Source organism: Arachnia propionica (genome assembly GCF_003859805.1).
GTDB classification, from domain to species: Bacteria; Actinomycetota; Actinomycetes; order Propionibacteriales; family Propionibacteriaceae; genus Arachnia; species Arachnia propionica_C.
The window spans coordinates 25,675-52,546 of the sequence record NZ_RQZG01000012.1; the positions used below are offsets into that span (position 1 = coordinate 25,675).

Genomic DNA, 26,872 nt, shown 5'->3' on the forward strand with positions numbered 1-26,872 from the left:
GTTGTGCTGCCTGCCATCGGTGGCGTGCGCCCAACCATACAGCCCAACCGGTGGAAGTGAATTCTTCGCACGCGAAGCGAACAACTCCGCCAGCAGTCCCGGAGGATGGGTAGCGTGGCCCTGTGAGCGATACCGACGGCGACGAGGCAATGGCCCTGGGGCACCGCAGGGTCACACGGGGCAGGGTGCTCAGCTGGTGCCTGTGGGACTGGGGGACCCAGCCCTTCGCCACCGTCATCACCACCTTCGTCTTCGGTGCCTACATCTCCTCCGGCAGCCTCTTCGGCACGGGTGAGCACGACGACACCCCGGCGGCGATGCTCGGTGTCGCGACCGCCGTCGCCGGGGTGCTGATCGCGCTGCTGGCCCCGGTGCTGGGGCAGGGCTCGGACCGCTCCGGCAAACGGATGAGGCACCTGATGTGGCAGACCTTGGCGTTGGCGGTCCTGTCCGCGGCACTGTGGTTCGTGGCACCGGAGCCCTCCCACCTGTGGCTGGGGTTGGTGCTGCTGGGGCTCGGCAACGTCGTCGCGGAGGTGGCGAACGTCAACTACTACGCCTCCATCGAGCGGGTCGCCACGCCGGAGACCGTCGGTCGGGTCTCGGGGCTCGGCTGGGGGATGGGGTATCTCGGTGGCATCGTCATCCTGCTCATCATCGTCGGGGCCTCCGGTGGTGACGTGGATGCGACGGATGTCCGCAACGCGATGCTGCTGTGCGGGGCCTGGACGGTGGTCTTCACCATCCCGATCTTCCTGGCCATCAAGGATCATCCGGTGGCCTCCCCGCCGCCGCGGCAGGGCGTGGCCGCCGCCTATCGGGAGCTGTTCGCCTCCATCCGACGCATTTACCGGGCCTCGCCGCACACCATCTGGTTCCTGTTGTCGTCGGCCCTGTTCCGCGATGGTCTGGCCGGGGTGTTCACCTTCGGCGCGGTGCTGGCGGTGAAGGTGTTCGGGTTCTCCCCGACCGAGGTCATCATCTTCGGTGTGGTGGCGAACGTGACCGCGGGGATCACGACCATCGCCTTCGGGCACCTCGACGACCGGATCGGTCCGAAGCGGGTGATCCTGATCTCACTGGTCTCCCTGGTGGTGCTGGGGGTGGCGATGTTCGTGCTCCACGGCGGCGGGCAGTGGGTGTTCTGGGTGTTCGGGCTGCTCATGACGGTGTTCGTCGGCCCGGCACAGTCCGCGTCGCGGTCGTTCCTGGCCCGGATCATCCCGGAGGGCCACTCCGGTGAGGTGTTCGGGCTGTACGCGACGACGGGGCGGGCCGTGTCCTTCCTGTCGTCGACGATGTGGGTGCTGCTGCTGTGGGTCGGGTCCCTGCTGGTCCCGGTGGGCGAGTCGGCCGTGCACTTCGGGGTGCTGGGTGTGGTGCTGGTGCTGGCGGCCGGTCTGGTGGCGTTGCTGCCGGTCAGGGAGGACGGGCACAGGACGATTTGAAAGTTGTTGAAGCATCAATTATCATTGAGGCATCAACCACTGAACGCAGGAGATGAACATGACCGTCCTCACCGACCTCAACGCCGACTACACCCTCGACCCCACCCACACCAACATCGGGTTCGAGGTGCGCCACGCGATGATCACCAAGGTCCGCGGCCACTTCGAGGCCACCGGCACCGCCCACCTCGTCGGGTCCGACCCGGCTGCCAGCAACGTCAGCATCAGCCTGGACGTCGCCTCCGTCGACACCGGCAACAAGGACCGCGACGCCCACCTGACCAGCCCCGACTTCTTCGACGTGGCCCAGTTCCCCACCATCGACTTCCGCTCCACCGCGGTCGCCCTCAGCAACCCGACCGAGGTCGAGGTCACGGGTGACCTGACCATCCACGGCACCACCCGTCAGGTCACCATCCCCATGGAGCTCACCGGCGTCGCCGTCGATCCCTTCGGCAACGAGCGGGTCGGCTTCGAGGGTGGGCTGACCATCAAGCGCTCCGACTTCGGGCTCACCTGGAACGCCGCGCTGGAGGCCGGCGGTGTGCTCGTCTCCGACAAGGTCAACCTCGTCTTCGACGTCTCGCTCATCAAGGCCTGAGTCGTATCACCCGTTGCCCCGTGTGGCCCTGCTGTCATCCGTGACGGCGGGGCCACACGTCATTTGAGGCCGACGGGGGTGGCGTCGGTGGAGGCCGAGTCGAGCACTGATCCCAGCAGTCCGGGGAAGCGTTCCTCGAGGTCGGCGCTGCGGAGACGGACGTAACAGCGGGTGCCCTCGGCGCGGGTGCGGGTGATGCCTGCGCTGCGGAGGGTCTTCATGTGGTGGCTCAGGGTCGATTTCGAGACCGGGGCGTCGAGTTCGCCCCACTGGCGTTCCTGCCCGTCCGAGAGCAGGGAGACGATGCCGAGCCGCAGGGGGTCGGACAGTGCGGAGAGCACTCGGGTGAGTGAGAGTTCTCCCGTCGCCGGGTGCTTGGTGTCTGGCGGGGGCATCTCGTCATTGTAGGAGGGGGAGCGGTGAGGGTGGAATCCGTTGCGGTCGCCCCTGGCCCCTGGTGTCGCCAGAACTCCTCGACTGTCCCGATGTTCTTCGTCGTCCTGCCCTGCCGGGAGGACGTCGTGGTGGCCCCTGCCCCGGTCCTGTGCCCTGTGTGATGATGCGCGCGGAAGAATATTCGACGATGGTCGAACATTGGTTATCATGTTTTGTGTTCGTCGAACATCGAACATGCTTGCTCGTCCACAAGGGGAACCATGCGTCAAGACTGGTCCTGACTCACCGCCCTGTTCATCGCCGCACTGGCCCTCGGCACTGATGAATTCGTCATCGCGGGGGTCCTGAACACCGTCGCAGCGGACCTCCACGTCACCGCAGGGGCTGCTGGGCAGCTCGTCACATCCTTCGCCCTCGCCTTCGCGCTGGGTGCCCCGGCGCTCGCCGTGTGGGTGGATCGTCGCCCGCGTCGTGTCGTGCTGCTCGCAGGACTTGGCGTCTTCGTGCTGACCAACATCGGATGTGCCCTCGCCCACGACATGACATCCCTCATGATCGTGCGTGTCCTCGCAGGCCTCTCGGCTGCGGTGGTCTCGACCACCGCCTTCGCCACGGCGGCCGAGGGGGCACCTGAGGGCAGACAGGGGAGATACCTGGCCGTGGTCACGACAGGGCTGACGGTGGCTCTGTTCACCGGGGTCCCCGTCGGGACCTGGCTGGCCGAGGTCCTGTCCTGGCGCACGACATTCGTGCTCATCGCAGCCGTGGCGGCGAGCTCCGCGCTGATCGCCGCGGCGACGATGCCGCGCCTGCCGGGGTCCGCCCCCAGCACCCTCGCGGAGCGGTTCGCCCCGTTGCGCAACCCCGGCGTGCTGCGCATGGTGGTCGCGGTCCTGGCCTGCGGTACCGGAGGCCTGATGTTCTACACCTACCTCGGGCCGATCACCCTGCACACTCTCGGGACCGACGCGCCGTTGCCGTTCCTGCTGCTGGTCGTCGGGGTCGTCGGGCTCGGATCGGCCCTTCTCGGCGGTCGTCTCACCGATCTCCACGGGGCCCGGTGGGCACGCCTGATGATCCTCGGAGGTCATGTCCTCGCGCTGGCTGCGCTGACCGTCATCGTCCAGGTGACGGCCCCGGTGTGGTGGTTCGGTCCCGGCCTGGCGGTCTGGGCCGTGTTCGCCTGGGCCCTGAACCCGCCGTTGCAGGCCAGCACCATCGCAGCCGCCCCGGAGGCCGCGATGACAGCGGTCTCCTTGAACGTGTCGGGCCTCTACCTCGGTGCTGCCGCAGGCGGTGCACTCGGCGGGTTCCTGCTCGATCGGTCCAGTGCGCCCGTGCTTCCCGCGGTGGGCGTGATCGCCCTGGGCGTGGCGTGGCTGATCGCGGCCCCGCGGCACACGAACGAGCTGGAGCGGTCCCACGCAGCACCGTGCTGACGTGGTTGCAGGAGGGCGTTGGGGTGCCTCGGATAGGCTGGGGACATGTCTGAGTGGTTCACCATCGATGAACAGGTGTGGCAGGAGGAGGCCGTCCCCCTCATGCCCATCTTCATGTTCTTCGACGGCTACCTCGACGCGGGGCGGGTCGGTGCCACCGTCATCGAGACCCTGCTGGAGCACTGCAGACCGAAGCTGCTCGGCACCTTCGACTGGGACCTGGTCCACGACTACCGGGCGCGTCGCCCCGGGATGCTGTTCGACACCGACCACTGGGTCTCCGTCGAGCAGCCGGTGGCGCGGCTGCACATCGCCAACGACGCCGACGACGAACCCTTCCTGGTGTTGCGCGCACCCGAACCGGACCAGCGCTGGAAGCTGCTGGTCAAGGAGTTCGAGAAACTGTTCTGCAAGCTCGACGTCGGGATGATCGTCAGCGCCCACGGCTTCCCCATGACCCTGCCGCACACCCGCCCCACCCCGCTGACCGTCTACTCCAACAGCCAGGACCTGCGCGTGCCCAACCCGCGCTGGGTGGACCGGCTGACCATCCCCGCGTCGTTCATCTCCTACCTGGACTTCCACCTGGGGCCGATCGGGATCCGCACCCTCGGCGTCGGTGCGCACGTGCCCCACTACCTGGCCGGTTCCTCGTTCGGACAGGCGGCCGCGACGGTGATGCACCACCTGGCCGATGCGACGAAACTGAGGCTGCCGACCGATGAGCTGGACCTGGAGGCCCAGGCCAACCTCATGGCCATCGAGGCCGACACCGCGAACGACGAGACCGCGGCGGAGCTGCTGGCGCAGCTCGAGGAGCAGTACGACCGCTACTCCGAGGCCACCAGCGAACTCCTGCCGACCGCCGATGAGCTCGGTGCCGCCGTCGAGAAGTTCCTGGCCCAGCAGAACGACGACCCGCCGCAGGGCTGAGCGCCACGCGTGCGGAATCGTGTGAACTTCTGGCCTGAACGCCGGTGAGCGGTCTAGGCTGGGTCCGGTCGTCCAGGTCAGGGGGAAGTCGTGAAGGACATCGTCGTTTTCTCAGGATCCGCCCATCCGGGCTTGGCGGACGAGATCTGTGGTCATCTCGACATCCCACGCTCCCACGCGCGGATCTCCCGGTTCAGCAACGACTGCCTGCAGGCGCAGCTGCTGGCCAACTGCCGACAACGTGACGTCTACATCGTGCAGCCGCTCGTGCCGCCCACGCAGGAGCACCTCATGGAGCTGCTGCTGATGATCGACGCGGCGCGCGGCGCCTCGGCAGGGCAGATCACCGCCGTCATGCCGCACTACGCCTACGCGCGCTCGGACAAGAAGGACGCCTCCCGGATCTCCCTGGGTGGCCGCCTCGTCGCCGACCTGCTGGTCACCGCCGGGGTGGACCGGGTGCTGACGATGGCCCTCCACGCCCCGCAGGTGCACGGGTTCTTCTCCTGCCCGGTGGATCACCTCACCGCTCTCGGGGTGATCGCCGATCACTACCGCAGACGCGATCTCAGCAACCACGTGGTGGTCTCCCCGGACCTCGGCAACGCCAAGCAGGCGACGCTGCTGGCGCGGCTCCTGGGATTGCCGGTTGCGGCGGGGAACAAGCAGCGGCTGGCGGACGACAAGGTGGTGATCTCCTCGATCGTCGGCGATGTCGCGGGCAAGAAGGTGATCGTGCTGGACGACGAGATCGCCACGGGCGGGTCCATCGTCGAGATCGTCTCCAAGGTGGTGGAGGAGGGCTGCGTGGAGGCCTCCGTCGCCTGCACCCACGGCCTGTTCACCGGAAAGGCGGTGGAGCGGCTCACCACCGCCCGGCACATCGCGGAGGTGGTGACCACGAACACCGTACCCGCGCCCGAGAACTTCCCGGGCCTGCAGGTGCTGAGTGTGGCCTCCCTGTTCGCGGAGGCCATCGCCAGGATCCACGAGGGGCAGTCGGTGTCGAGGCTGTTCAACGGGGTGGACCCGGCCTACGCCCCGCCGCCGGAGCCGGAGGGGCTGTTCTGAGTCCTGAGGCCCATCAGGCAGATGGTCCGGTCCCGTCGAAGGGGTGAGATCCTCACCGCGCCGGGACATGGCAGCACGAATCGCAGGTGAAGGGCGGCAGGGCGTCGTCATCGTCCGGCGGGTCTCCTGCCCCGGTGGCCCGTGGGTCGGGCCCCGGAAGGCTAGTGACGCGACTGCCGGATGCGCGCCGCGACCTCGCGCCAGGTGGGGACGACGACGCCGTGTGCCCGCATCTTGGTGCGCAGCTGGGCCCGGGTGATGTAGATCCCGGCGATGCCTGCGGCGAAGAAGGGCAGCTGCAGTGCCATCGCCAGGTTGAGCTGGGCCGGGGTGTAGTCGCCGTCGGGGGCCAGCCAGCCCAGCACCGTGCCCATCAGCAGCAGGCACAGCGTCGCGCCGGTGAAGGAACCGGCGATGACCAGGCCGTTCGCGGCTCCCAACCGGTGGGCGGGCAGCAGGGTGCGGGGGTAGTCGAAACCGATGCCGGTGCCCGGACCACCGGCGGCCATCGCCAGCACCAGGGTGATGAGCAGCCACCAGGGGACGGGGCCGGGCCACAGCAGCGCGATCCCCCAGGCGACGACGTGGGCCCCGATGACCACCAGGGCCAGGTTGCTGCGCCGGAGGGGGTGCCGGGCGGTCAGCCAGCCCAGCAACGGTGCGAAGAACATCGAGCCGAGGACGGTGAGGCTGAACAGGAAGGCGGCCTCGGTCTCGGAGCGGTGCTGGGCGACGATCAGCCAGGGGATGCCCCAGATCATCGCGAACACGTTGACGCTGAAACCGCTGGTGAGGTGCACGAAGAAGCCGAGCCGGGTGGCGGGGTGTCGCCACGCGTCGACGATTCCTCTCGGGAGGTCACGGATGCGGTCCTCGGCGGGGAGGGGACGTGTCGCCCCGGCCGGGACGTCCTTGACCAGCAGGGCGCAGCCGACCGCACAGGCCAGTGAACAGATGGCGGCGACCAGGAACGTCGTCGCCCAGCCGTGCAGGGAGTGGAGCGGCAGCAGCAGGGCGACGGCGGCGATCTGCCCCAGCTGCCCGAGCAATCCGGAGAGCTGGCTGAGCACCGGCACCCGCGGGGCGGGGAACCAGGCCGGGATGAGCCGCAGCACCGCACCGAACATGCAGGCGTCGCCGATGCCGAGCAGCACCCGGACCGCCAGGGCCAGGCCCAGGGAGTCGGTGAAGGCCATGCCGGTCTGCGCCACCGTCATGATGAGGGACCCCGCGACGAGTACCGCCCGCGCCCCGTAGCGGTCGATGAGGACGCCGACGGGGGCCTGGGTCACGGCGTAGACGGCCAGCTGCACCATCACGAAGGTGGAGACGATGCCGATGCTCGTGTTGAAGTGCTCGGCGGTCTGGATGCCGAGTGTGCCGAGGCTGGTGCGGTGCATGATCGCCGTCGCGTAGGCGAGGATGCTGATGGTCCACACGACCCACGCCATGCGTTCGTTGCGCACAGTTCCTCCCGATTCTCGGGAAGATTGTAAGGGCTGCCCCGGGGTTCGGTGACGCAGATTCCTCGGCCCCGGGACTCGGCCCCGGGACAGCGCATGACCTCCGGGGTGGTGCCCGGAGCAGGTCTCGTGGACAGCACCCCAGCGTGACCGGTGTGGTCCGGTGTGTGCCGGATGGGTGGGTTCGTGGTCACGCGGGGCCGGGCCGGGGCGCTTTCGCCTGTCCTGCTGTGGGCTCGCCGGTCCTGATGTCGGCTCGCCTGTCCTGCTCCGGTTCGTTTTCGCCTGTCTTGTTCGGGTTTGCCTGTCCTGGTGTCGGTTCGCCTGCCTTAAATCGAATTGCCTGTCTAATAAGGCAGGCAAACCCGAACAAGACAGGCAATTGATGATCAAGGCAGGCGAACCGGAACAAGGCAGGCGAACCGGGCCGCCTCGGATTCCAGGAAACCCACCCCGGGATGGGGCGAGGCGGTGGTGCGGGAAGGCCGGTGTGCGACTCGGGAACATCCACGCTCGGGGCCTGCAGAGGTCCCCAGCGGGTCGTCGTTGTCTCACTCGCTCCCGGTGAGGGCCTTGATCCAGGCGGGCTGCGACGGTGTCGTCGTGGCGGCGATCTCCTCGGCGGTCACGTCGCAGGCGGCCTTCTTGCCGGGGCCGGGGCCGAACTCCCGGCCGTCGAAGACGTTCTTCCTGACCCACTCGTAGTAGGCCTTGTGGCGGGGGGTGTCGTAGGGGTTGTCCTTCGCGCAGCGGGCGACGTAGTAGCCGACGGTCTCGGCCAGGATCTCGGTGTCCTTGCTCCCGGCGTACTCGCTGAAGTGCCCTTCCTTCTTCGCAAGGGTCTGGAATTCACGCCAGTAGGCCGGGTTGCCGAAACGGTCGGAGTTCCAGGCGTGGGTCAACTCGTGGATGACCAGTCGGGACAGCTTCCCGGGGTCCTTGTCGTCCATGACCTCGGCCCACTTGGCGAAGTCGAAGGTGACGTGACCGCCCTTGGTCAGCGACCAGTCGCCCCACGCGTAGCCCCGGATGGAGCCGGCGTTGAGTCCGACCTGCCCGTTCTTCTCGGTGATGGTGGCCATGAAATCGGTGCAGGCGACGGCGTCGAGCGACTGCCACACGATGCGGATCTGTTCGCGGTGGGCGTCGCTCCAGCCGTTGCCGGTGAGGGTGAGCCCGTAGTTCGCCGCGAGTTGTTCCTTGATCTTGGTGATGGAGACGTCCTTGCCGGGCCACGGATGGGTGACGGGGCACGGCGCATGGATGCCGACGGCGGAGGGGCCGACGGGTGTGTCGCTCTCATCGGCGGTGGCCCGGGAGCCGAGCACGACGCCGGTGAGGACCATGACCGTGATGGCCAGGCACAGCGCGAGCTTTCGCATCCTTCTCCATTCACTACCCCCGGGGAAGAGTCTCTCAGGATTCTCAGGAATGTCAACCCGCCGGGGGGTGTTGCGCGTCACGACGGCGCATCCCGGCAGCCATCCGCCGCTGGCCTGATCGCCGCCCCAGCCGCTGGTCGAGGCGGGTCCGGAGCGTGCAGAGGACCCGTGTCGCGACCTCTGGCCCACGGTGCGGGCCCTGAGACGGGTGGAGGCCTCGTCGAGGAGCGCTCCTCTCGGGCAGGAACCGCCAGGGAAGAACCCTCTCGCCGTCGACCACCTGAACCCGCCGACGGTGAGACGTCCTGTGCCCGCGAATCGTGCTCCGGGGAAGGGCGGAGAAGGGGCACGTCGGGGGGTCAGTGGCTGAGGGGGTTGGGAGGTGCCTGGGCGTCGACCAGCTGGCGGGTGTTGGCCGACAGCAGACGGTCGAGGACCACGGAGGCGGCCCCGACGCTCTCCGAGGCGTGCGGGGAGGATGCGGAGGAGATGCTCACCTCGCGCGCCGTGCGCAGCACCGCCCGGGAGTTGGTCACATCTCTCAGGTGCGGCAGGGTGACCTCGGGCAGCAACGGCCCGTACGGCCCGCCGAGCACGATCTCACTGAGGTCCAGCATGTCGCTCAGCGTCGCAGCGGCGGCTCCCAGGTGTTCCCCCATCCGCACGAAGAGGGCTTCCACCGACGGCTCGTCGGCTCGGGCGCAGAGCCTGCGGAACTGCTCCCCGACCTCACCCTGGCTCCGTGGCTCGGGCTCATCGGAGATCCCCAGGGTCCGGGCCTCACGCACGATGCTCTCCGGCAGGGCCAGCTGCCCCAGGGTGCCGGGGGTGCCGCAGCAGGGGCAGGGGGTGCCGGAGGAGGCCACCCTGAGGTGCCCGATCTCACCGATGTTGCCGGTCATGCCCAACTGCACCTCCCCGCCCGCGACGAGCCCGAAACCCACGCCGGTGCCGAGGTACAGGTACCCGAAGTCCCCCGAGCCCCGTCGCAGCCACTTCTCGCCCGTCGCGGAACAGATCACGTCCTTCTCCACGAACACCGGGCAGGCCAGCCGCTGCGACAGCGGGGAGCCGAGGTCGATGTTGCGCCAGGTCGGCATGGTCGGGGGATCGAGCACGATGCCGTTCATCAGGGGACCCGGCATCGCGATCCCCACGCCGACCAGCCGGGGGTTGATCAGCAGCGGATCGCCCAGCAGTTCCTGCACCGTCGTCTCGATCTGGGTGACGGCGGCCTCGGGGTCGAAGTCGTGGGAGGTCGCGGTGGCGGTCTCCACCTGCGGCTGGCAGGTCAGGTCGACGACGACGCCGTGGACCATCACGGGGTCGACGTGGATGCCCACCGCCAGCATCGCCAAGGGAGTGGTCCTCAGGATGGTGCGGGGCTTGCCCATCCCGGCGTTGTGGGTGCCCGCCTCCTGCACCAGCCCCTCGTCCAGGAGGCGACGGGTCACGCCGGAGACCGTCTGGGCCGACAACCCGGTGGCCTTGCTGATCTCCACCCGGCTCACGCCGTCGGGATGTCGCCTGATGCAGTCGAGGACGACGCTCAGGTTGTATCCCCCGAGTCGGGGCAGGTTGATGCCCTGATGCATGAGGCCATTGAACCATGGGACGGCTGTGCCGGTGCCGCGGTATGGGATAGTCTCCGCGACATGGCCACGTTCCAACTGCACCGGACCGATCATCCCGCCCCCGACGCCGAGCGCGAGGCCGTCGTCGCCGATCCGGTGTTCGGGAAGCACTTCACCGACCACATGGCGGTGGCCGACTACACGGAGGGACGCGGCTGGCACGACCTGAGGATCGTCGCCACCGATGACTTCCGGCTGCACCCCGCGGCTGCGGTGCTGCACTACGGGCAGGAGATCTTCGAGGGTCTGAAGGCGTACCGGCACGCCGACGGCTCGGTGTGGCTGTTCCGGCCGGAGCGCAACGCCTCCCGGTTCGTCTCCTCGGCCCACCGCCTGGAGATGGCCCCGTTCCCTGAGGAGGCCTTCCTGGCGTCGCTGCACGAGCTGGTGGAGCTGGAACAGGCGTGGGTGCCGCAGGGCGACGGCGAGCAGTCGCTGTACCTTCGGCCCTTCCAGATCGCCAACGAGCCGTATCTCGGGGTGCGCGAGGCCAAGAACTACATCTACGGGCTGTTGGCGACCCCCGTCGGCGCGTACTACCCGGCCCCGGTGAAGCTGTGGGTGACGAAGAACTTCACCCGTGCCGCCCCCGGTGGCACCGGCACCGCGAAGTGTGGTGGCAACTACGCGGCCTCGCTGGCGGCGGCCAATGAGGCGGCGGCGCACGGCTGCGGTCAGGTGCTCTACCTCGACGGTGCGGAGCATCGTTGGCTGGAGGAGTGCGGCACCATGAACTTCATGATGGTGACCAGCGACGGTGAGCTGGTGACCCCGGCGCTCGGCTCGATCCTGGAGGGGGTGACCCGCGACTCGCTGCTCAGGCTCGCCGTCGATCACGACCTGAGGCCCGTCGAGCGGCAGATCTCCATCGACGAGCTGCGCGACGGTGTGGCCTCCGGCCGGGTCGTGGAGACCTTCGCCTGTGGCACGGCGGCGGTCATCACGCCCATCGTCGGGTTCAACTCGCCGGAGCACGGGGAGCAGCAGGTCGGCGACGGTGAACCGGGTCCGGTGACGCAGGCGCTGCGGGCGCACCTGCTGGACATCCAGTACGGCCGGGCCGAGGACGTCCACGGGTGGATGAGGAAGGTCTGCTGAGGTGATCCGGCCCGTGATCGGGGTGCTCGGCTACGTCCGGCAGGGTGGTCGGGTGCTGCTGGTGCACCGCAGTCGCGACGGTGACGACCACCGGGGCAAGTGGATCGGGCTGGGCGGGAAGCTGGAGCCGGATGAGGACGTGTTGAGCTGTCTGAGGCGGGAGCTCAGGGAGGAGGCCGGGATCGAGGTCCGCTCGGCTGAGCTGCGCGGCACGATCTCCTGGCCGGGGTTCGGCTCGGACGGCGCGGACTGGTTCGGGCTGGTCTTCGTGGTGGACGACTTCGACGGGGAGCCGCCGGGGCGCAACGACGACGGGCCGCTGGCCTGGGTGCCGGTGGCCGAGGTGATGGACCTGCCGATGTGGGAGGGGGACCGGTACTTCGTGCCGCTGGTGCTGGATGAGGATTCGCGTCCGTTCCACGCGGTGATGCCGTACCGTGACGGTGAGTTGGTGGCCGACGCCGTCGTCCTCTCCCGCTGATCCGCCCTCTCGAACACCCGACGTTATGTCATTTCAGTGAGTTCTTGGGCATGTCATTGACAACATGCATACCTGATGCCCGAGAACGTGATGAAACGGGGCGGTGCGACCTGCCAGCGCACCGCCCCTTGCCTCGGGATCGACCGGTTCAGCCCTGCCGGGCCTTGAACCGGGGGTTCTTCTTGTTGATGACGTAGAGATGGCCTCGGCGTCGCACGATCTGCGACCCGGGCTGCATCTTCAACGCGCGGATGGATGCTCTGACCTTCATGACTGACACCTCCTGTTGAGAAACGTTATCATTCTCTCTCGTCGTGGTCGAGTCGAGAGGATGTGCTGCGCTGTGGGCATCGATGTGGTGGTGGTGGGAGCCTGTCTGCCGGAGAGGCGACGCTGTGCGGCCAGTCTGGCCGAGATCAACGTCATGTCCCTGATCACAGCCGACCAGCTGCGTGGACACCGCGACCCCGTCGTCGCCGCTGCACGTGAGGCCCAGCTGGGGGAGGCCGTCATCGAGTTCCCCGACGGCGTCTCCCTGCCCCGGGTGATCGGCGCCCTGGCCGACCCGGAGGGACCGACCCGACTGGTCGAGATCATCTGCGTCGTCGACGCCGCCCACCTCATCGCGGACCTGAGGGGGATGGACACCGTCACGGAACCGGTGGGCGACGGCCCCGCCCCGGTGCGCTTCACCACCCGGGCCCGTGCGGTGTGCGCCCAGCTGGAGTACGCATCCACCGTCGTCGTGGTGGGATGGCGGAACACGGCTGATCTCGACGTGGTGCTGGCCCTGATCGCCCACCTGGGCCCACAGGCCCGGATCGAACTGGATACCGGGGTGGGCGTCGTGCTCGACCGGGAGCGTCCCTACACCGTCGATCAGGACCGGCCCGGGTGGATGGCGCTGCTCAGCGACGACCTCTCGCCCCTGCACGCCCACCCGCGGGTCCAGGCCTTCCGCTACGAACAGGTGCGACCGCTGCACCCGGAGCGACTGCTGGCCACGCTGGATGCGATCTCGGGGGAGCACTACGGCACGGTGCTGCGCTCAAGTGGCTTCTGTCGGCTGGCGACCCGCCCGGGCGTGGTGGCGCAGTGGGATCACGTGGGAACGGTGATCGCCTTCGACCCCGTCGCCGTGGACACCGCCGACGAGGAGGTGCTGGCCATCGGTCAGGACCTGGGGATCATCGGGGTGGACCTGGACGTCACAGCGCTGACCCTGGCCCTGGACGCCGCGGCCCTCGACGACGGTGAACTGCTGGCCGGGCCGAGGAGGTGGCGTGAGCTGCGTGATCCGCTGCCCGCCTGGCCCGACCCCAGCCGTCGTTGATTCTCAGGGACGATTCAGGGGAAGTCCCTCTTCTCCCGCGCGGGAACGGGGGCACACTGGAGGAACAGGTGCCCGAGGAGGAATCATGAACGACTGGAACCACGACGAGAGCCAGCAGCAGGCTGGGGAGCACGATACCCACGCCGAGCAGGTCTTCGGCGACGAGGCGGAACAGGCGACGGAGACCGTCGACGGTGAGGTGGTCACCGAGCCGCACACCGATGAGGAGAGGAAGCCCTTCGGGGAGGACGCGGCGAGGTTCGTTGTCGACGCCGGCTATGCCATCGCGGGATTCGCGGGGCTGGTGGGTGAGAAGGCCAAGGCGTTCTACGACGACCAGAAGGCCGAGTACGCCAAGACCCATCCGGAGGTCGACGCGCCCGGTGCCCGCCAGTTCCTCGAGCAGCTGGGAACGCACCTCAACAAGTTCGTCGACGAGATCAACAAGGGCTTCCGCGAACTGAGCGAGAAGGGCCGTGACGTGGTGAACCGTCGCTCGGGGGAGACCTCGCAGCCGGAGGAGACCACCCCGGAGCAGCCTCAGGACCACTGAGCCACTCCTGTCCGACCGGTGGAGGGGAAACCGAGGGTTTCCCCTCCACCGGTCGTGTCGGTTTGTTCGGCTCCTGCTGACGCCGTGTCGTCGTGGTGTTCCGGAGCGAGGCCCGGCGGCCCTCCATGCTCGCCCGCATGTCTGATCTGTTCACCGAGTCCCCGATCACGGCTGCTGAGCGACGAGAACTGCGGCACCCCGGGGAGCGTCCTGCGCTGGTGGTGGCCGGGGTCGTGATGGTGCTGGCCGTCGCGCTGGTGGTGCTGGTGCTGGTGGCGTTGCCCATCGAGGGAGAGTTGGGGGAGGAGGCCACGGGCCTGTTGGGTGAGGTGGGCCTGGCGATGATGCTGCCGATCAGCCTCATCCTGCTCCGGGGGATGCGACGTGCCAAGCCGCGGGCCAGGGGAGCTGCCATCACGGCGGAGCAGTACCCGCAGTTGCACGAGATGATCGTGGCGGCGGGGCTCAGTCGGGTGCCGTAGGCCTACCTGGTGAGCGACCCGTCGATCGAGCCGTGCCGCAAGGACCACGGGATGCGGGACGTGGTGGTGATCGGCACGGACTTCTTCGCCGGGTGCCGGGAGAACGACCAGTGGGAGGCGATGCGGTTCATGGTGGCGCACGAGGTGGCGCATCCACGCCCTGCTCACCCCGGGGGCCAGGGGTCGGGTCCTCTGGCCGCTCCGGGCCAAGGGGTGAGTCCTTCCGCCAGCACACCCAGCTGTCGATGTCGGGACCTCCTGGACGTGCGGGGGACCTTGTCACGATCCACGGCAGTGAGCAGTACACGATGGGCTGGCGTGATGCGGAGTCAATTCCCGGCATCGAGCTGAAGTGCAATGATGAGGTGGATCCGTGGCGGGTTGAGCGTTTCAACGGTTGCGGGCCCGAGAGCCCAGGACTTCGGGAGGCAATGAGTGAGGAACCGTTTCGGCATCCCGGTGGTCTGTGGCCTGATGGCCGCCGTCGTCACGGTGCTGTGCCAGCTGCTGGCGCACCCGGCGCCGTTCCATCCCAGCCGACTGCTCAGCGTCGCCACCACCGACCCCCTGGCCGCCCTGCTGGCGGAGCGTGACCCGGCCTTCCTCTTCACCACCGCGGCCGACCACTACGACGGCACCTACTACGTGGCGGTGGCGCTCGACCCCTTCGCGACGGGGCAGGCCCACGACCTGATCGACCTGGCCGCGTACCGCTACGGGCATCCCCTCCACGGGTGGGTCGCCGGGCTGCTGTCCCTCGGGCAGCCCACGCTGCTGCCGTGGGTGTTCTGGGGGTTGAGCGTCGCATCGACGGTGGCGGCCGCGGTGCTCATGTCGGCGCTGGCCCGCAGGCTCGGTGGGTCGCCCTGGCTGGGGCTGCTGGTGTGCTTCACCCCCGGGCTGCTGTTCAGCGCCAGCACTGCGCTGACCGAGCCCGGGCAGGTGGCGCTCATCTGCGCGCTGCTGCTGGCCTGGCACCGCGAGGAGCGCTCCTGGCCGGTGATCGCGACCCTGGGGGTGGCGGTGTGCCTGATGAAGGAGCAACTCGTGCTGGTCCCCGTCGCCCTCGGGCTGGCGGAGCTGCTGCGCTGGATCCGCACCCGCACCATCGACTGGCGGCCCGTCCCGCCGCTGCTGGCCGGTCCCGTCGTCCTCGCCGCCTGGCTGCTGTACGTGCGTTCCCGGTTCACCGCCGAGCAGAGCACCTATGACGACGGCAATGTCGGTGCCCCCGTCGTCGGCTGGTTGGAGACCTTCGACCTGGCCAACCAGATGCGTGTCGGTGATTTCCTGTCCTCACAGATCGGGTCGACGGCGGTGCCGGGGCTCCTCGCCGTCGCGGCGGTGCTGGTGGTGGCCTCCGTGGTCGGCCTGGTCCAGCGCAGTGCACTGGGTCTCGTGGTGCTGCTGCAGAGCGTGCTGGTCTCGACGCTGGGGTGGCGCACCCTGCTGTACCCGCACGAGATGTTCCGCATCCCGTCGGTGACGCTCAGTCTGGCGGCGCTCCTGCTGGTCCTGGCCGTCACCGGAAATGCGGCCCGGTGGTCGCGAACCGTCGACAGGGCGACGATCCACGACCACCGGGAGTAGGTCGGAGCAGGTCACTTCCAGGCTGTGATGAATTCCTGGGTGGTGGCCGCCACGTCGGCAGCGCTCGTGGCCGGGATCATGGTGCTGGTCAGGGTGCCACCATGCGCATCGGTGAAGCAGGTGTAGACCTCGTTGCTCGCACCGGTGTCGCTCAATGTTCCGCAGACCGAGCTGCCATGGGTCTCCAGGTTCTTGAGGGTCCCGGCTGCGGCATCCTTCCCGCCGGGAAGCTCGATGAAGACGACGCTGAAAACCGTGAATTGACCGCTTTGGGTGTAGACCTTGGCCATCGTCTCCGTGCTGGTCGTCTCGTCTGTGTCGGGGCCGGTGGTGAACTGGCCGAACGAGTCCGGGAACGCCGGAACATTGGAGTTCGTCCCGGTGGTCGGCTGCTGGCCGGCCGTCGCGGTGGTCTCCGTCGGCTTCGACGTCTCGGCCGGCGTCGCGCTCTTGGTGGGTTCGGTGCTCTTCGTCGGCTCCTGGCTGGTCTCGCTCGGGGTGCTGCTCTGCTGGGCGGTGGAGGGGGCGGTCGTCTCCCCACTCTTGCCCTTGGTGACCAAGTAGAAGCCGAGCCCACCGAGCAGGAGCACGATCACCACGACCAGGACGATCACGAGGGGGTTGACGCCGCGCTTCGCAGGGGGTGCGGTGGCCTCGTGCATGCCGTACGCCTGGGCGTAGGGCTGCTGGTCATATCCGGGCTGGCCGTATCCGGGCTGCTGGCCGTATCCGGACTGCTGGTCATACCCGGGCTGCTGGCCGTAGGGTGACTGCGCCGACTGGTCGTAGGGCTGCTGGGGGTACGGTTGGCCCTGCTGGGGGTATGGCTGTCCCTGCTGGGGGTACGGCTGTCCCTGCTGGGGGTGACCACCCTGGTGCGGGTAGCCCTGCTGGGGGTAGGGCTGTCCTTGTGGGGGCTGGTTTCCCATCGGGCCGTTCGGCTGTCCGCCGCCGGGCCACTGGTTGTTGCTCATGGACACCATGCTAAGGGGCAAGGGGCCATCCGGTCACCAGCGGCGGGATTGGCGTACGGCACCAAAGGCGTGGTAGTGTTCATCCTCGGATCAACAATCCGATGCGCGAGTGGCGGAATGGCAGACGCGCCGGCTTCAGGTGCCGGTGCCCGCAAGGGCGTGGAGGTTCAACTCCTCTCTCGCGCACGATGAGAACCCCCGGTGGAGCCGGGGGTTCTCCCATTTCCGGACGTCCAGCCCCACCACCGCAGGCCCAGTGCCTGTCACTCCCCCCGTCACGCCCCGTCGGTTCGCCTGTCCTGGATCGGGTTTGCCTGCCTTGTTCGGAATTGCCTGTCTTGTTGGGCAGGTAATTCCGAACAAGGCAGGCGAACCGGCCGCAAGGCAGGCGAACCGCGGGGTGGGTCGGTGGGAAGGCGGTAATAAGCTTGGTCCGTCAGGGAAGGAGGACGACGTGGACCAGCCCGCCGTCGAGCTGCTGCGTGACCAGAGTGCGGCCTGGCGGCTGCTGCGAGCCACGAACAGCCCCCTCATCCTGTCCTTCCTCGGTGGTTTCTTCGTCACCGTCAACCGCGGCGCCACCCCCGCCCACATCGTCGCCTCGGCCCTGGAGGACCATCTGTTCGCCCTGGTCGACGGCGACGAACGCTACCCGCGCCCACCCACCCAGTACCTGGAGGAGTGGGCCGCACCCGAGGCCGGGTACCTCCGCCGCTTCTACCCACCCGGCCACGACGAGATCCACTACGAGGTCACCCCCGCCTTCGAGAAGGCCTATGCCTGGGTCGACTCCCTCCAGGCCCGTTCCTTCGTCGGCACCGAGTCACGCCTCCACACCGTCGTCGACCTGCTCCGCCAGATCGTCCACGGCACCGATGCCGACCCCACCTCCCGCCTGGCCGAGCTGCAGCGCCGCCGTGACCTCATCGACGCCGAGATCGCCGCCGTCGAGGCCGGGCAACCCCCCATCCTCGACGACGTCAAGGTCCGTGACCGCTACCAGCAGGTCGCCACCACCGCCCGCGCCCTGCTCAGCGACTTCCGGGAGGTCGAGGAGAACTTCCGGCACCTCGACCGGGCCGCCCGCGAGAAGATCGCCGGCTGGGACGGCACCAAGGGGGACCTGCTGGCCGAACTCGTCGGCTCCCGCAGCGACATCACGGGCTCCGACCAGGGCCGCAGCTTCCAGGCCTTCCACGACTTCCTGCTGTCGGGCAGCCAGCAGGAGGAACTGAGCACGCTGCTCTCCCGCGCCACCGACCTGCTGGGACCCGACGCCGACCAGCGGCTGCGCACCATCCACCACGACTGGGCCGAGGCCGCCGAACGCACCCAGCACACCGTCCGACAACTGTCCGAACAGCTCCGGCGGTTCCTCGACGACCAGGTGTGGCTGGAGAACCGGCGTGTGCTGGACCTGGTGCGCGGCATCGAGGCCGCCGCCCTCCAGGTCCGCGACGCACCCCCTGAGTGGGGCATCGAGATCGACCTGCCCGGCCTGCCCATCGTGCTGCCCTTCGAACGTCCCCTCTACGAACCCCCGACGACGGCGGACGTGGTCAGCCTCATCCCGCCCGTGGGGGACGACCCCCTCGACGACGAGGCCCTGTTCACGCAGCGTTTCGTCAACGCCGCCCGTCTGGCCGAGCTGGTGCGGGGCGTCCTGCCGCCGAGGTCCTCGATGCAGCTGGAGGACATCGTGGACCTGTACCCGCTGGAGCAGGGAGCCGCCGAGATCGTCGGCTACCTCAGCATCAGCGATGACGAACTGAGCGTGGAACTCGACGACGGCGACGTCACTGTGCTGGACTACCCCGACGAGCACGACGAGCAACGATGGCGTCGGGCACGACTACCGAAGGTGACGGTGAGACGACGATGAGTGTGGAACCCGAGGTGAGCCGGGCCATCATCAAACTGATGCAGGGAGTGGTCTACCGGGAGGTCGACGAGGACACCTGGGGCACCCTGGAGCGCGCCTCCGGGGCCATCCGCGACCACTTCGCCGACATCGGGGTGGACGTGGTGGTCGCCGACGCCGAGGGCTTCGCCTACCTGCGTTCCCGCTCCGACGACGGCGACGACGAGCTGCCGCGACTGGTGCGTCGCCGGGCCCTGACCTACAACGTCTCCCTGCTGCTGGTGCTGCTGCGCAAACGCCTCGCCGAGTTCGAGTCCCTGTCCACCGATTCCAAACTGGTGCTCACCGGGGAACAGATCGTCGACCTGCTGCGCACCTTCCAGGCCGAGACCTCCAACGAGGCACGCATCGCCGATCAGGCCGAACGCACCGTCAAGCAGGTGGCGGACCTCGGGTTCCTGCGCCCGCTGCGTGGGGAGCCGGACCACTGGGAGGTGCAGCGGGTGCTCAAGGCATTCGTGGATGCGGAGACGATGGCTGATTTCGAGGCGAAACTGCGGCAGTACGCGGGGGTGGAGTCATGAGCGACGCCCTGTTCCCCACCGTCGAGCTCGGATCCGCAGGACGTGCCGGGTACCGGCTCAAGCACCTGGAGGTGTTCAACTGGGGCACCTTCCACGACCGGGTGTGGCGGCTGACCCCCGACGGCGAGACGGCGTTGCTCACCGGGGACATCGGCTCCGGCAAGTCCACCCTGGTCGATGCCGTCACCACCCTGCTCATGCCCGCCGGGAGGATCGCCTACAACAAGGCCGCCGGGGCCGATGCACGGGAACGCACCCTGCGTTCCTACGTGGAGGGGCACTACAAGTCGGAGCGGGTGGAGTCCTCCGGGCGTTCCCGTGCCGTCGGGTTGCGCACCGACGGCACCACCTACTCCGTGATCGTCGGGGTGTTCAGCAACGACGGTTTCGACGAGACCATCTCGTTGGCCCAGGTGTTCCAGCAGCGTGACCCGAAGGGGCAGCCGTACCGGTTCTTCGTCACCGCCACCAGGGCGTTGGACGTCCACACCGACTTCGGGCACTTCGGCACCGACCTGAAGGCCCTGCGGAAACGGCTGCGCTCCGACCCGGAGGTCACCCTCTTCGACGACTACCCGAAGTACGCGTCGTCACTGCGACGGCTGCTCGGGATCCGCTCCCAGCAGGCCCTGGAGCTGTTCCACCAGACGGTGTCGATGAAATCGGTGGGGAACCTCAACGAGTTCGTCCGGGACCACATGCTGGAGCCGGCGGACGCCTCGGGTCGGGTGGCGGGCATCCTCAGCCATTTCGACGACCTCACCAAGGCCCACGACGCGGTCAGACGGGCCCGGGAGCAGCTCGAGGTCCTGACCCCGCTGGTGGCCACCAGTCAACGCTACGACACGGCGCTGAGCAGCCGTGAGGCCGGTCAGGCGCAGCTGGAGGCGGTTCGGCTGTTCGTCGCCGAGCATCGCGCCCAGCTGCTCGCCGACGAGGTGGCGGCCTGCGTCGTCGAGGAGACCCGGCTGGAGTCGCAGTGCGATGTGGAGCGGCAGCGTCGCAAGGCCCTGGAGCGGGAACGGGAGACCCTCATCGAGGAGCGCAGTGAGGCGGGCGGCAACCGTATCGGGGAGCTGGAGCGTCTCGCCCGCGACGCCCGCACCGAGGCCGGGACCAGACTGCGATGGCGGGGCGCATTCGACGACGCCGTCGGCAAGGCCGGCCTGGCGCCGGTCGGTGACGCCGACGCCTTCGCGGCCCTGCTCGCGACCACCGGTGAGCTCACCGCCGGGCTGGTGAGTGCCCGGCAGCAGGTCGAGGCCCGGCGTGGTGACGCGGAGGCCCGGGTGCGTGACCACCGTCGTGGCCTGGCGGAGGTGGCGCGGGAGGTCGAGAGCCTGGAACAGCGCAGCAGCAACCTCCCCGCTGAGCAGGTGATGCTCCGTGAGCTGCTCTGCGACGACCTGGGCTTGACCACGGACCAGCTGCCGTTCGCCGGGGAGCTGCTGGACGTGTCACAGGAGCACGGCCAGTGGCGGGGAGCTGCGGAGCGGGTGCTGCGTGGTTTCGCGCTGTCGCTGCTGGTGCCCGACGAGCACTACCGTGTGGTGTCGGCGTGGGTGAACGAGCGTCGTCTGGAGCTGCCGGGGCGGGACGGTCGACGGGTCGGAGCCCGGCTCACCTACGAGCGGGTCTCGACGCGACGCATCCGCAGCCAGGCGGAGCCGTCGCCGTGGCTGCGGTTGGCGGACTGCCTGGAGGTCCGTGACGGACCGTTCGCGGCGTACCTCGAGCAGGAGCTGCAGCGGCGTGCCGACCATCGCTGCGCCGAGGACCTGGCCGAGTTCCGTGACTTCCACGTGGCCAGGGCCGTCACCCGCCAGGGGCAGGTGAGGAACGGGGACCGGCACGTCAAGGACGACCGGCACCGTGCCGATGATCCACGACGGTGGGTGCTCGGCTGGGGCAATGAACGCAAACTGCAGGTGCTGCAGCAGGAGGTCGCGGAACTGCAGCAGGCGGTGCGGCACGCGGAGCAGGAGGTGTCGGCGGCCCGGGGTGAGCTGGAGCAGATCCAGGGGCAGTTGGACGCCCTGAACCGGCTGGGGGAGTACCGTTCCTGGACCGATCTGGACCACGAGGAGGCGACGGCCCGTGCCCAGGCGGCCGAGACCGAACGGGCACGGCTTGAGGGGGCGTCGTCGCGGCTGGTGGAGATCACCCGTCAGCTGGAGGCCAACTCCGGGCGCATCGCGAGGACCGATGCGGTGATCGAGGAACTCACCAAGAAGGTGGCCCGGTTGGAGGGGGAGCGGGTCAAGGCGGAGCAGGCGAGGGCGGCTGACGACGCCCGCGTCGCCGCGCACCCCGATCCGGAGCGGGCCAGGGCCAGCTACCCGGCGCTCATCACGCAGCTCGGGACGATGCCCGCCACCTCGGCGGCATGGGAACCGGCCAGGGAGCAGCTGGAGGACGACCTCGGGCGTCGGATCGAACGGCTGCACCGGGAGCTCGGCGGGTTGGGGCAGGGTCTGCTCGCCGGGATGAACGAGGTGCTGCGGCGCTGGCCGGAGCTGAGGGTGGACCTGGACCCGGCCGTCGAGGCGCGGGACGAGTTCGTCGCGCTGCACCGGCAGGTCAGCGACGACGACCTGCCCCGTTTCGAGGAGGAGTTCAAGCAGCAACTCAACACGAACACGGTGCGGGAGTTGGCGCAGTTCAACGCGTGGTTGCGGCGGCAGGCCGAGCAGATCGACGACCGGGTGGCGCACATCAACGAGGCGCTCGGGGCCATCGACTACAACCCGGGTCGCTATGTGCGGCTGGAGAAGCAGAACACCAACAACAGCGACGTGATCGCCTTCCGGGAGGACCTGCGGCGTGCCGTCGATCACGCCCTGTCGGGGGACCACTACTCGGAGCAGCGGTTCCTGGACGTCAAGGCCATCATCGAGCGGTTCCGGGGTCGGGAGGGGCATGCCGAGGCGGATCGGGCGTGGACCCGTCGCGTCACGGATGTGCGGAACTGGTTCGTGTTCTCCGCCTCGGAGCGGGATCACGACACCGACGAGGAGTGGGAGCACTACTCCGACTCCGACGGCAAGTCCGGCGGTCAGAAGGAGAAGTTGGCCTACACCATCCTGGCGGCGTCGCTGGCCTACCAGTTCGGGCTGGAGTGGGGGGTGGAGCGCTCCCGGGACTTCCGGTTCGCCGTGATCGACGAGGCCTTCGGGCGGGGCTCGGACGCCTCGACGCGGTACGCGTTGACGTTGTTCGCGAAGCTGGGGTTGCAGTTGCTCATCATCACGCCGTTGCAGAAGGTGCAGGTCATCGAGCCGTACGTGCGGGCCATCGGGTACGTGGACAACCCGGGTGGCACCAATTCGCGGCTGCACACCATGACCATCGAGGAGTACCGGAGCAGACGAGGCAGGCGTGAGCGATGAGGACGGCATGGTCCGGGCCGGAGGCGGTCCGGGTGGTGGTGCAGCGTCGCTGGAACAGCGGTGAGCTGTTGCGTGCCCACGCCGCCGGGGAGGAGTTGGTGCCGATCCGGGTGCCGTTGAAGGGGCCGCGTGCGGCGGAGGTCGCGGACCAGTTGGCGCGGATCGAGGCGTGGATCAGCAGGCTGGAGAAGGCCTCCGGGGGTGGGGACTGTTTCGAACTGGTGTGGAAGCAGGTCGGTGGGCGGCGGTTCCAGCGGGAGCGGCTGCCCAGCCACGCCGTCGTCACGAGCCTGGAGCAGGCGTGGCGGCTGCTGGGGTCGCGGGCGGAGGTGGACCGGTTCGACGAGGTGCTGGCGCTGGTGGCGGGGGTCCCGACGGTGCGGGCGTGGGTGCTGGAGCATCCGCTGCGGGCGTTGCGGATCGACGACTGGCGGGCGCTGCTGGCCACCTTCACCTGGCTGGACGGGCACCGGGGATCGGGACGGCACCTGCGGGAGATGAGTGCGCCGGGGGTGGACACGAAGTTCGCGGAACGGCACCGGGGTGTGTTGGCGGAGCTGCTGCGGGTGCGGGGCTCAGCGACGGGTTTCCTCGACGATCTGGGGCTGGGGCGTCGCCCGGAGCTGGTGCGGTTGCGGCTCGGGTCGGGGCTGGGGTGGCTCGGGCTCAGTGAGGTGGCGGTGCGGGCCGAGGAGCTGGCCCGGCTGGAGTTGACGCCGTCGCGGGCCCTCATCGTCGAGAACGAGGTGACGTATCTGAGTGTGCCGGTTCCGGATGACGGGGTGGTGCTGTGGGGACGCGGTTTCGACGTGGACCGGGTGGGGCGGTTGCCGTGGCTGGCGGGTGTGGAGGTGACGTACTGGGGTGACATCGACACGCATGGTTTTGCGATCCTGAACCGGTTGCGTGGCTGGCTGCCCGAGGTGCGTTCGGTGCTGATGGATCGGGAGACGCTGCTGGAGCACCGTGACCAGTGGGTGCGTGAGGGACGCCCGACGGTGGCGTCGCTGTCCAGGCTGAGCCCTCAGGAGGGGTTGCTGTACCGCGAGCTGGTGGAGGACCGGTTGGGGAGCAGGGTCCGGTTGGAGCAGGAGTTGATCTGCTGGCCCTGGGCCCTGGAGCGGCTGGGCTGAGTCCTGCGCAGGTGTTCGGTGGTTGGCAACAGTCGCTTTGGCGACTGTTGCCAACCACCTTGAGTCATGACCATCCGATGGCCGGGTAGAACAATGTCTCGTTGGCCAGTCCCCAGGACGTGACCGCGAGGGCCTCCGCATTCCCCAGCAGAGGTAGTTCGGCGATGATCGTGCCGGAGCCCAGGTTCCGCAGGTGGAGGGTCGCGTCATCGCTCAGGGTGTCCTTGTCGTTGGGGCCTGAGTACAGGACATTGCCGAAGATGGCCCTGGCCCGAGGAGGACGCTCATCCAGACCGGCCGTGACCCTGAAGTCGGGCGCTGGGGCTCCCACCCGCCACACCCACAACGAGCCTCCCTTCTCGTGGTCCGCGGATCCGATCAGTGCCCGGGACTCCGACCAGATCTGTGGGGGCCTGAAACTGACCGCGCCATGGCTGGTGATGTCCTGCAGATCAATGGTGGCGTCATGACGCAACGACGTGACGTGGACCGCCTCGTGGTTCCACTGCTCGGTGTCGTCGTCCACCAGATCCGCGAAGTACAGCCATTCACCCGCCACGAACAGCGGCATCCAGGCACCCACCTCGACCACGCTTCCCGTCAGCGGAGCCACCACGACCCGGGTGCCGTCCTGGCGGGTCAGCACGATGGCCTCGCCGAGGACGTGGTTCATCACCGGGGTGGCGTCCGCGACGACGTCGTGGGCATCGAACCGCACGGAGAGATCGCTCGTGACGAGCCGGACCGCCACGTGATCCCCGGGGGCCTTGAGCGTCGTGGTCCCGACCAGCACCAGTTCTCGTCCCGTCTCGTCGAGGCTCAGGGTCAGGGCGCGGATGGCGTGCGGGTCGATCCCCTCCCGGATCTTCACGGTGGCCGCGACGGCGCCGTCGCCCAGCCCCACCTTGACCACGTGCAGGGCGTACCGGGACGCTGCTTCCTGCACCCCCACCACGAGGTAGGCGTGTTGCTCGTCCAGCACCGCCCGACCCGCGGTGAGTGGCCGACCGCGTCCGTCCTCCTCGACGGGGGCCCCGGGCGACGGTGTGACCAGGGCGTCGAGCTCCACCTTCTCGGTGGCGAAGGTGCCGGAGTCATCGAGCTGGAGGATCCAGGTGCTCGGCCCCTTGACGTTGACGACCGCGGGAAACCATGCCTCCTCCTGCCCCCTGGGGTCCTTCTCCCCTCGCAGCACTGCACCGCACAGCCAGTGGTGCCTCACGGCGGTGATGCGGGTGGCCACGGGAGCGGTTGGCCACGTCGGCGCATGTCGGAACGAGGTGGGGACGACGAAGGAGCCCGGCGGTTCCGGAGGCGGGGAGGTGGAGGCCGACGGTGCCGGTGGGATGTTGGGCGTGGGAACGGTCTCGGGAATGGCGGGGGTGTCGGCGCAGGCCGACAGGGCGGAGACGGCCCCCACCCAGAGGAAGTGACGACGACGCATGATGCTCCTCAGGAAGGACTGGACGTGGGGGACGGCGTGGCTGCCCCCGGTAGCCACTGCGTGGCGCGGTAGAACCGTGGGCCCTTGATCGTGTCCGCGTCGAGGACGCCCCAGGCAGTGACGTGCACGTCGTTCAAGGGAGCATCGGCGGACCACTCGAGCGGGAGTTCCTGATCGCTGCCCAGCGGTTGGATGACCAGGAGGTTCTTCGTCTTCTGCTGTGCATCCGTCTCCCGGTGCCAGAGGTAGAGTGCTCCTTGGTGGAAGCCCGCGGACAGCAGGTCCCCGTACGACTTCAGGGTGACGGTCCGGGTGGGGGTGTCGGAGTCCGGCTGATGGATGGTCAGCGGCATTCCACTGAGGTCCCTGACCGACACCAGCGGATCGATGAACACGCTCGGCCAGGAGGGGTACGGCAAGGACGTGCCGCCCAGGTGGGCTGGGAGGGACTTCTCCTGCCCGGTGAGCACGTTTCGCATCACATGGGTCTCCCCGCCGCGGGTGCCGGTGGTCTCATACGACCAGCCACCCATCACCCGACCCACCCTGCGGTCCGGCTTCTGAAGGGTCTCACCGTTGGTCAGGAAGACCACGAGTCGTGCCTGATTCGCTCCCGTGTGCACCGCGATGGCCTGGCCCAGAGGAGTGACGATCGGGTCCCGCTGGTGTCGCAGGAGTGAATGGGCGTCGAACTCGACCCCCAACGTCCCGGCACTGACCCGCAGCCCCAGCCAGTCGGCCCCGTCGGTCAGCCTGTTGTCGTGGGCGACGAGCAGTGCGGTGCGGTCCTCGTTGAAGGACAGCTGCAGTTCCTCGTGGAGTTTCTCGCCGGTCCTGCAACGCTCGCCCAGGGTCACCGACCCGACCACGGCCCCGTCGGCCAGGTGGATCTTGAGCAGCACCAGGGCAGAGCCCTTCTCGAGGACCTCGGTGATGTCCTGGTCAGGCCTCTCGAGGGGGACCACACCCATCGTCACGTACGCGTGGGTGTCGTCCATGACAGCGGGTCCGGGGAACAGCACGGTACGGGCGGTTCCCGGGGAATCCCCGTGCCCGTCGGGGCTCTGCGGGGTCACCTTGACGGTGGTCCAGGAGCCGTCCTCGGTGAGGGAGACGGCCCGCGTCGTCGGTCCTGTCACATCGACGACCACCGGGGTCCACCCATCGCGGAAGATGTGCCTCAGCTCCGGAATGACCATGGCTGCCGTGAGGTACTGGTTCCTGATCCCGGTCATGACCACGTCCGCCTTGGCCCCGGGCCATGCGGATTTCTTCTCGAATCCCCAGGGGAGACGGCCAGCGGGGTCCGAGGAGCCCCACCCGAGCCACGAGCAGCCGCTGAGGCCTGTCAGGGCCGTCCCGGCGAGGGCCAGGGTCGTGAGGAACCTCCGGCGGGGGAGCAGGGGCCGTGCCGTCGTCATCGTCGCCCTTGCCTGTTTGCCTGGAAGAAGGCGCCGTGTCCCCGGGAGGTGATCGCGACAGGACCGGTCGGCGGGTGCTCGGTCTCGGGCAGGACCCCGGGCTCGGTGTGGGTGAGGGTGTGGAAGGTGCGACGGTGCATGAGACCCCTGTTCTCGGGCCCG

Annotated in this window: 25 protein-coding genes and 1 tRNA gene; 16 read left to right on the forward strand and 10 right to left on the reverse strand. The window is 68.7% G+C overall.

Annotated features, from left to right (window positions below; all coding sequences use genetic code 11):
• The first annotated feature begins 122 nt into the window (after positions 1-122).
• Both EII34_RS10585 and EII34_RS10590 read left to right on the forward strand, forming a co-directional pair.
• The gene (locus EII34_RS10585; protein WP_311767288.1) at positions 123-1,448 is read left to right on the forward strand and encodes an MFS transporter; all 1,326 of its coding nucleotides are present in this window, start codon (positions 123-125) and stop codon (positions 1,446-1,448) included.
• Between the two features lie 58 nt (positions 1,449-1,506).
• Positions 1,507-2,049: a YceI family protein gene (locus EII34_RS10590; RefSeq protein ID WP_124845129.1), complete on the forward strand. Its 543-nt coding sequence runs from the start codon at positions 1,507-1,509 to the stop codon at positions 2,047-2,049.
• Positions 2,050-2,108: 59 nt separating this feature from the next.
• Here the strand turns inward: EII34_RS10590 and EII34_RS10595 are convergent, their stop codons facing one another.
• Positions 2,109-2,444: an ArsR/SmtB family transcription factor gene (locus EII34_RS10595; protein ID WP_124845130.1), complete on the reverse strand. Its 336-nt coding sequence runs from the start codon at positions 2,442-2,444 to the stop codon at positions 2,109-2,111.
• A gap of 297 nt (positions 2,445-2,741) precedes the next feature.
• Between EII34_RS10595 and EII34_RS10600 the strand changes: the two genes are divergently transcribed.
• The 3 genes from EII34_RS10600 to EII34_RS10610 all read left to right on the forward strand — a co-directional run bounded on the left by EII34_RS10600 (position 2,742) and on the right by EII34_RS10610 (position 5,888).
• Entirely contained in the window at positions 2,742-3,884 is a 1,143-nt protein-coding gene (locus tag EII34_RS10600; protein WP_260425133.1) for an MFS transporter, read from the forward strand.
• 45 nt (positions 3,885-3,929) lie between these two features.
• Entirely contained in the window at positions 3,930-4,817 is an 888-nt protein-coding gene (locus EII34_RS10605) for a PAC2 family protein (RefSeq protein ID WP_124845132.1), read from the forward strand.
• A 90-nt stretch (positions 4,818-4,907) separates the two neighbouring features.
• Positions 4,908-5,888 (forward strand): ribose-phosphate diphosphokinase, encoded by a 981-nt coding sequence (locus tag EII34_RS10610; protein WP_124845133.1) that lies wholly within the window; start codon positions 4,908-4,910, stop codon positions 5,886-5,888.
• Positions 5,889-6,049: 161 nt separating this feature from the next.
• Here EII34_RS10610 and EII34_RS10615 read toward each other — a convergent pair whose 3' ends face one another.
• From EII34_RS10615 to EII34_RS10625, 3 genes are all read right to left on the reverse strand, one after another.
• Positions 6,050-7,354 (reverse strand): MFS transporter, encoded by a 1,305-nt coding sequence (locus EII34_RS10615; RefSeq protein WP_185711295.1) that lies wholly within the window; start codon positions 7,352-7,354, stop codon positions 6,050-6,052.
• A gap of 548 nt (positions 7,355-7,902) precedes the next feature.
• Complete coding sequence (locus EII34_RS10620; RefSeq protein WP_124845135.1) at positions 7,903-8,733, reverse strand: hypothetical protein; 831 nt, start codon at positions 8,731-8,733, stop codon at positions 7,903-7,905.
• Between the two features lie 359 nt (positions 8,734-9,092).
• Positions 9,093-10,328, reverse strand: a complete 1,236-nt coding sequence (locus EII34_RS10625) for an ROK family transcriptional regulator (protein ID WP_185711296.1) — start codon at positions 10,326-10,328, stop codon at positions 9,093-9,095.
• Positions 10,329-10,388: 60 nt separating this feature from the next.
• Here EII34_RS10625 and EII34_RS10630 point away from each other — a divergent pair, with 60 nt between their 5' ends.
• Positions 10,389-11,465 (forward strand): branched-chain amino acid aminotransferase, encoded by a 1,077-nt coding sequence (locus EII34_RS10630; protein ID WP_124845137.1) that lies wholly within the window; start codon positions 10,389-10,391, stop codon positions 11,463-11,465.
• A gap of 1 nt (position 11,466) precedes the next feature.
• Positions 11,467-11,946, forward strand: a complete 480-nt coding sequence (locus tag EII34_RS10635) for an NUDIX hydrolase (protein WP_124845138.1) — start codon at positions 11,467-11,469, stop codon at positions 11,944-11,946.
• Between the two features lie 148 nt (positions 11,947-12,094).
• Here EII34_RS10635 and ykgO read toward each other — a convergent pair whose 3' ends face one another.
• Positions 12,095-12,217 (reverse strand): type B 50S ribosomal protein L36, encoded by a 123-nt coding sequence (ykgO, locus tag EII34_RS10640; RefSeq protein WP_124845139.1) that lies wholly within the window; start codon positions 12,215-12,217, stop codon positions 12,095-12,097.
• A 72-nt stretch (positions 12,218-12,289) separates the two neighbouring features.
• Between ykgO and EII34_RS10645 the strand changes: the two genes are divergently transcribed.
• The 3 genes from EII34_RS10645 to EII34_RS10655 all read left to right on the forward strand — a co-directional run bounded on the left by EII34_RS10645 (position 12,290) and on the right by EII34_RS10655 (position 14,314).
• Entirely contained in the window at positions 12,290-13,279 is a 990-nt protein-coding gene (locus tag EII34_RS10645; protein ID WP_124845140.1) for a GTP-binding protein, read from the forward strand.
• Between the two features lie 85 nt (positions 13,280-13,364).
• Complete coding sequence (locus EII34_RS10650) at positions 13,365-13,832, forward strand: hypothetical protein (RefSeq protein WP_124845141.1); 468 nt, start codon at positions 13,365-13,367, stop codon at positions 13,830-13,832.
• Between the two features lie 137 nt (positions 13,833-13,969).
• The gene (locus EII34_RS10655; RefSeq protein WP_124845142.1) at positions 13,970-14,314 is read left to right on the forward strand and encodes a hypothetical protein; all 345 of its coding nucleotides are present in this window, start codon (positions 13,970-13,972) and stop codon (positions 14,312-14,314) included.
• A 2-nt stretch (positions 14,315-14,316) separates the two neighbouring features.
• Here the strand turns inward: EII34_RS10655 and EII34_RS16590 are convergent, their stop codons facing one another.
• Positions 14,317-14,445, reverse strand: coding sequence for a hypothetical protein (locus EII34_RS16590; protein WP_260425128.1), 129 nt, complete (start codon positions 14,443-14,445; stop codon positions 14,317-14,319).
• 304 nt (positions 14,446-14,749) lie between these two features.
• Between EII34_RS16590 and EII34_RS10660 the strand changes: the two genes are divergently transcribed.
• A complete protein-coding gene (locus tag EII34_RS10660) occupies positions 14,750-15,904 on the forward strand; it encodes an AZOBR_p60025 family cell surface glycopolymer formation protein (protein ID WP_124845143.1) in 1,155 nt (384 codons plus the stop codon).
• A gap of 11 nt (positions 15,905-15,915) precedes the next feature.
• On the opposite strand, the gene EII34_RS10665 is transcribed toward EII34_RS10660, so the two are convergent.
• Positions 15,916-16,878, reverse strand: coding sequence for a hypothetical protein (locus tag EII34_RS10665; RefSeq protein WP_185711297.1), 963 nt, complete (start codon positions 16,876-16,878; stop codon positions 15,916-15,918).
• 103 nt (positions 16,879-16,981) lie between these two features.
• Between EII34_RS10665 and EII34_RS10675 the strand changes: the two genes are divergently transcribed.
• The 5 genes from EII34_RS10675 to EII34_RS10695 all read left to right on the forward strand — a co-directional run bounded on the left by EII34_RS10675 (position 16,982) and on the right by EII34_RS10695 (position 23,845).
• Positions 16,982-17,064, forward strand: a tRNA-Leu gene (locus EII34_RS10675).
• Positions 17,065-17,332: 268 nt separating this feature from the next.
• Positions 17,333-18,760: a DUF3375 domain-containing protein gene (locus tag EII34_RS10680; RefSeq protein ID WP_124845146.1), complete on the forward strand. Its 1,428-nt coding sequence runs from the start codon at positions 17,333-17,335 to the stop codon at positions 18,758-18,760.
• On the forward strand, positions 18,757-19,323 hold the full coding sequence (locus tag EII34_RS10685) for a DUF4194 domain-containing protein (protein ID WP_124845147.1): 567 nt from the start codon (positions 18,757-18,759) through the stop codon (positions 19,321-19,323). Before EII34_RS10680 ends, EII34_RS10685 begins: the two co-directional genes overlap by 4 nt.
• A complete protein-coding gene (locus EII34_RS10690; RefSeq protein WP_124845148.1) occupies positions 19,320-22,712 on the forward strand; it encodes an ATP-binding protein in 3,393 nt (1,130 codons plus the stop codon). The genes EII34_RS10685 and EII34_RS10690 overlap by 4 nt, the downstream gene beginning before the upstream one ends.
• Entirely contained in the window at positions 22,709-23,845 is a 1,137-nt protein-coding gene (locus EII34_RS10695; RefSeq protein ID WP_124845149.1) for a Wadjet anti-phage system protein JetD domain-containing protein, read from the forward strand. Before EII34_RS10690 ends, EII34_RS10695 begins: the two co-directional genes overlap by 4 nt.
• A gap of 64 nt (positions 23,846-23,909) precedes the next feature.
• Here EII34_RS10695 and EII34_RS10700 read toward each other — a convergent pair whose 3' ends face one another.
• From EII34_RS10700 to EII34_RS16000, 3 genes are read right to left on the reverse strand one after another with little or no spacing between them, the layout of a single operon-like run.
• The gene (locus EII34_RS10700) at positions 23,910-25,289 is read right to left on the reverse strand and encodes a hypothetical protein (protein ID WP_124845150.1); all 1,380 of its coding nucleotides are present in this window, start codon (positions 25,287-25,289) and stop codon (positions 23,910-23,912) included.
• Positions 25,290-25,297: 8 nt separating this feature from the next.
• Positions 25,298-26,710 (reverse strand): hypothetical protein, encoded by a 1,413-nt coding sequence (locus tag EII34_RS10705; protein ID WP_124845151.1) that lies wholly within the window; start codon positions 26,708-26,710, stop codon positions 25,298-25,300.
• Positions 26,707-26,850 (reverse strand): hypothetical protein, encoded by a 144-nt coding sequence (locus tag EII34_RS16000; protein ID WP_185711298.1) that lies wholly within the window; start codon positions 26,848-26,850, stop codon positions 26,707-26,709. Before EII34_RS16000 ends, EII34_RS10705 begins: the two co-directional genes overlap by 4 nt.
• Positions 26,851-26,872: the final 22 nt, after the last annotated feature.

What these genes read in the sequence shown, in the direction of transcription:
- EII34_RS10620 (WP_124845135.1), bottom strand. Translation starts at nt 8,733, where the DNA reads ATGCGAAAGCTCGCGCTGTGCCTGGCCATCACGGTCATGGTCCTCACC.
- EII34_RS10655 (WP_124845142.1), top strand. Translation starts at nt 13,970, where the DNA reads ATGTCTGATCTGTTCACCGAGTCCCCGATCACGGCTGCTGAGCGACGA.
- EII34_RS16590 (WP_260425128.1), bottom strand. Translation starts at nt 14,445, where the DNA reads ATGAACCGCATCGCCTCCCACTGGTCGTTCTCCCGGCACCCGGCGAAG.
- EII34_RS10705 (WP_124845151.1), bottom strand. Translation starts at nt 26,710, where the DNA reads ATGACGACGGCACGGCCCCTGCTCCCCCGCCGGAGGTTCCTCACGACC.
- EII34_RS10690 (WP_124845148.1), top strand. Translation starts at nt 19,320, where the DNA reads ATGAGCGACGCCCTGTTCCCCACCGTCGAGCTCGGATCCGCAGGACGT.
- EII34_RS10595 (WP_124845130.1), bottom strand. Translation starts at nt 2,444, where the DNA reads ATGCCCCCGCCAGACACCAAGCACCCGGCGACGGGAGAACTCTCACTC.
- EII34_RS10630 (WP_124845137.1), top strand. Translation starts at nt 10,389, where the DNA reads ATGGCCACGTTCCAACTGCACCGGACCGATCATCCCGCCCCCGACGCC.
- EII34_RS10650 (WP_124845141.1), top strand. Translation starts at nt 13,365, where the DNA reads ATGAACGACTGGAACCACGACGAGAGCCAGCAGCAGGCTGGGGAGCAC.
- EII34_RS10590 (WP_124845129.1), top strand. Translation starts at nt 1,507, where the DNA reads ATGACCGTCCTCACCGACCTCAACGCCGACTACACCCTCGACCCCACC.
- EII34_RS10605 (WP_124845132.1), top strand. Translation starts at nt 3,930, where the DNA reads ATGTCTGAGTGGTTCACCATCGATGAACAGGTGTGGCAGGAGGAGGCC.
- EII34_RS10665 (WP_185711297.1), bottom strand. Translation starts at nt 16,878, where the DNA reads ATGAGCAACAACCAGTGGCCCGGCGGCGGACAGCCGAACGGCCCGATG.
- ykgO (WP_124845139.1), bottom strand. Translation starts at nt 12,217, where the DNA reads ATGAAGGTCAGAGCATCCATCCGCGCGTTGAAGATGCAGCCCGGGTCG.
- EII34_RS10700 (WP_124845150.1), bottom strand. Translation starts at nt 25,289, where the DNA reads ATGCGTCGTCGTCACTTCCTCTGGGTGGGGGCCGTCTCCGCCCTGTCG.
- EII34_RS10625 (WP_185711296.1), bottom strand. Translation starts at nt 10,328, where the DNA reads ATGCATCAGGGCATCAACCTGCCCCGACTCGGGGGATACAACCTGAGC.
- EII34_RS16000 (WP_185711298.1), bottom strand. Translation starts at nt 26,850, where the DNA reads ATGCACCGTCGCACCTTCCACACCCTCACCCACACCGAGCCCGGGGTC.
- EII34_RS10685 (WP_124845147.1), top strand. Translation starts at nt 18,757, where the DNA reads ATGAGTGTGGAACCCGAGGTGAGCCGGGCCATCATCAAACTGATGCAG.
- EII34_RS10695 (WP_124845149.1), top strand. Translation starts at nt 22,709, where the DNA reads ATGAGGACGGCATGGTCCGGGCCGGAGGCGGTCCGGGTGGTGGTGCAG.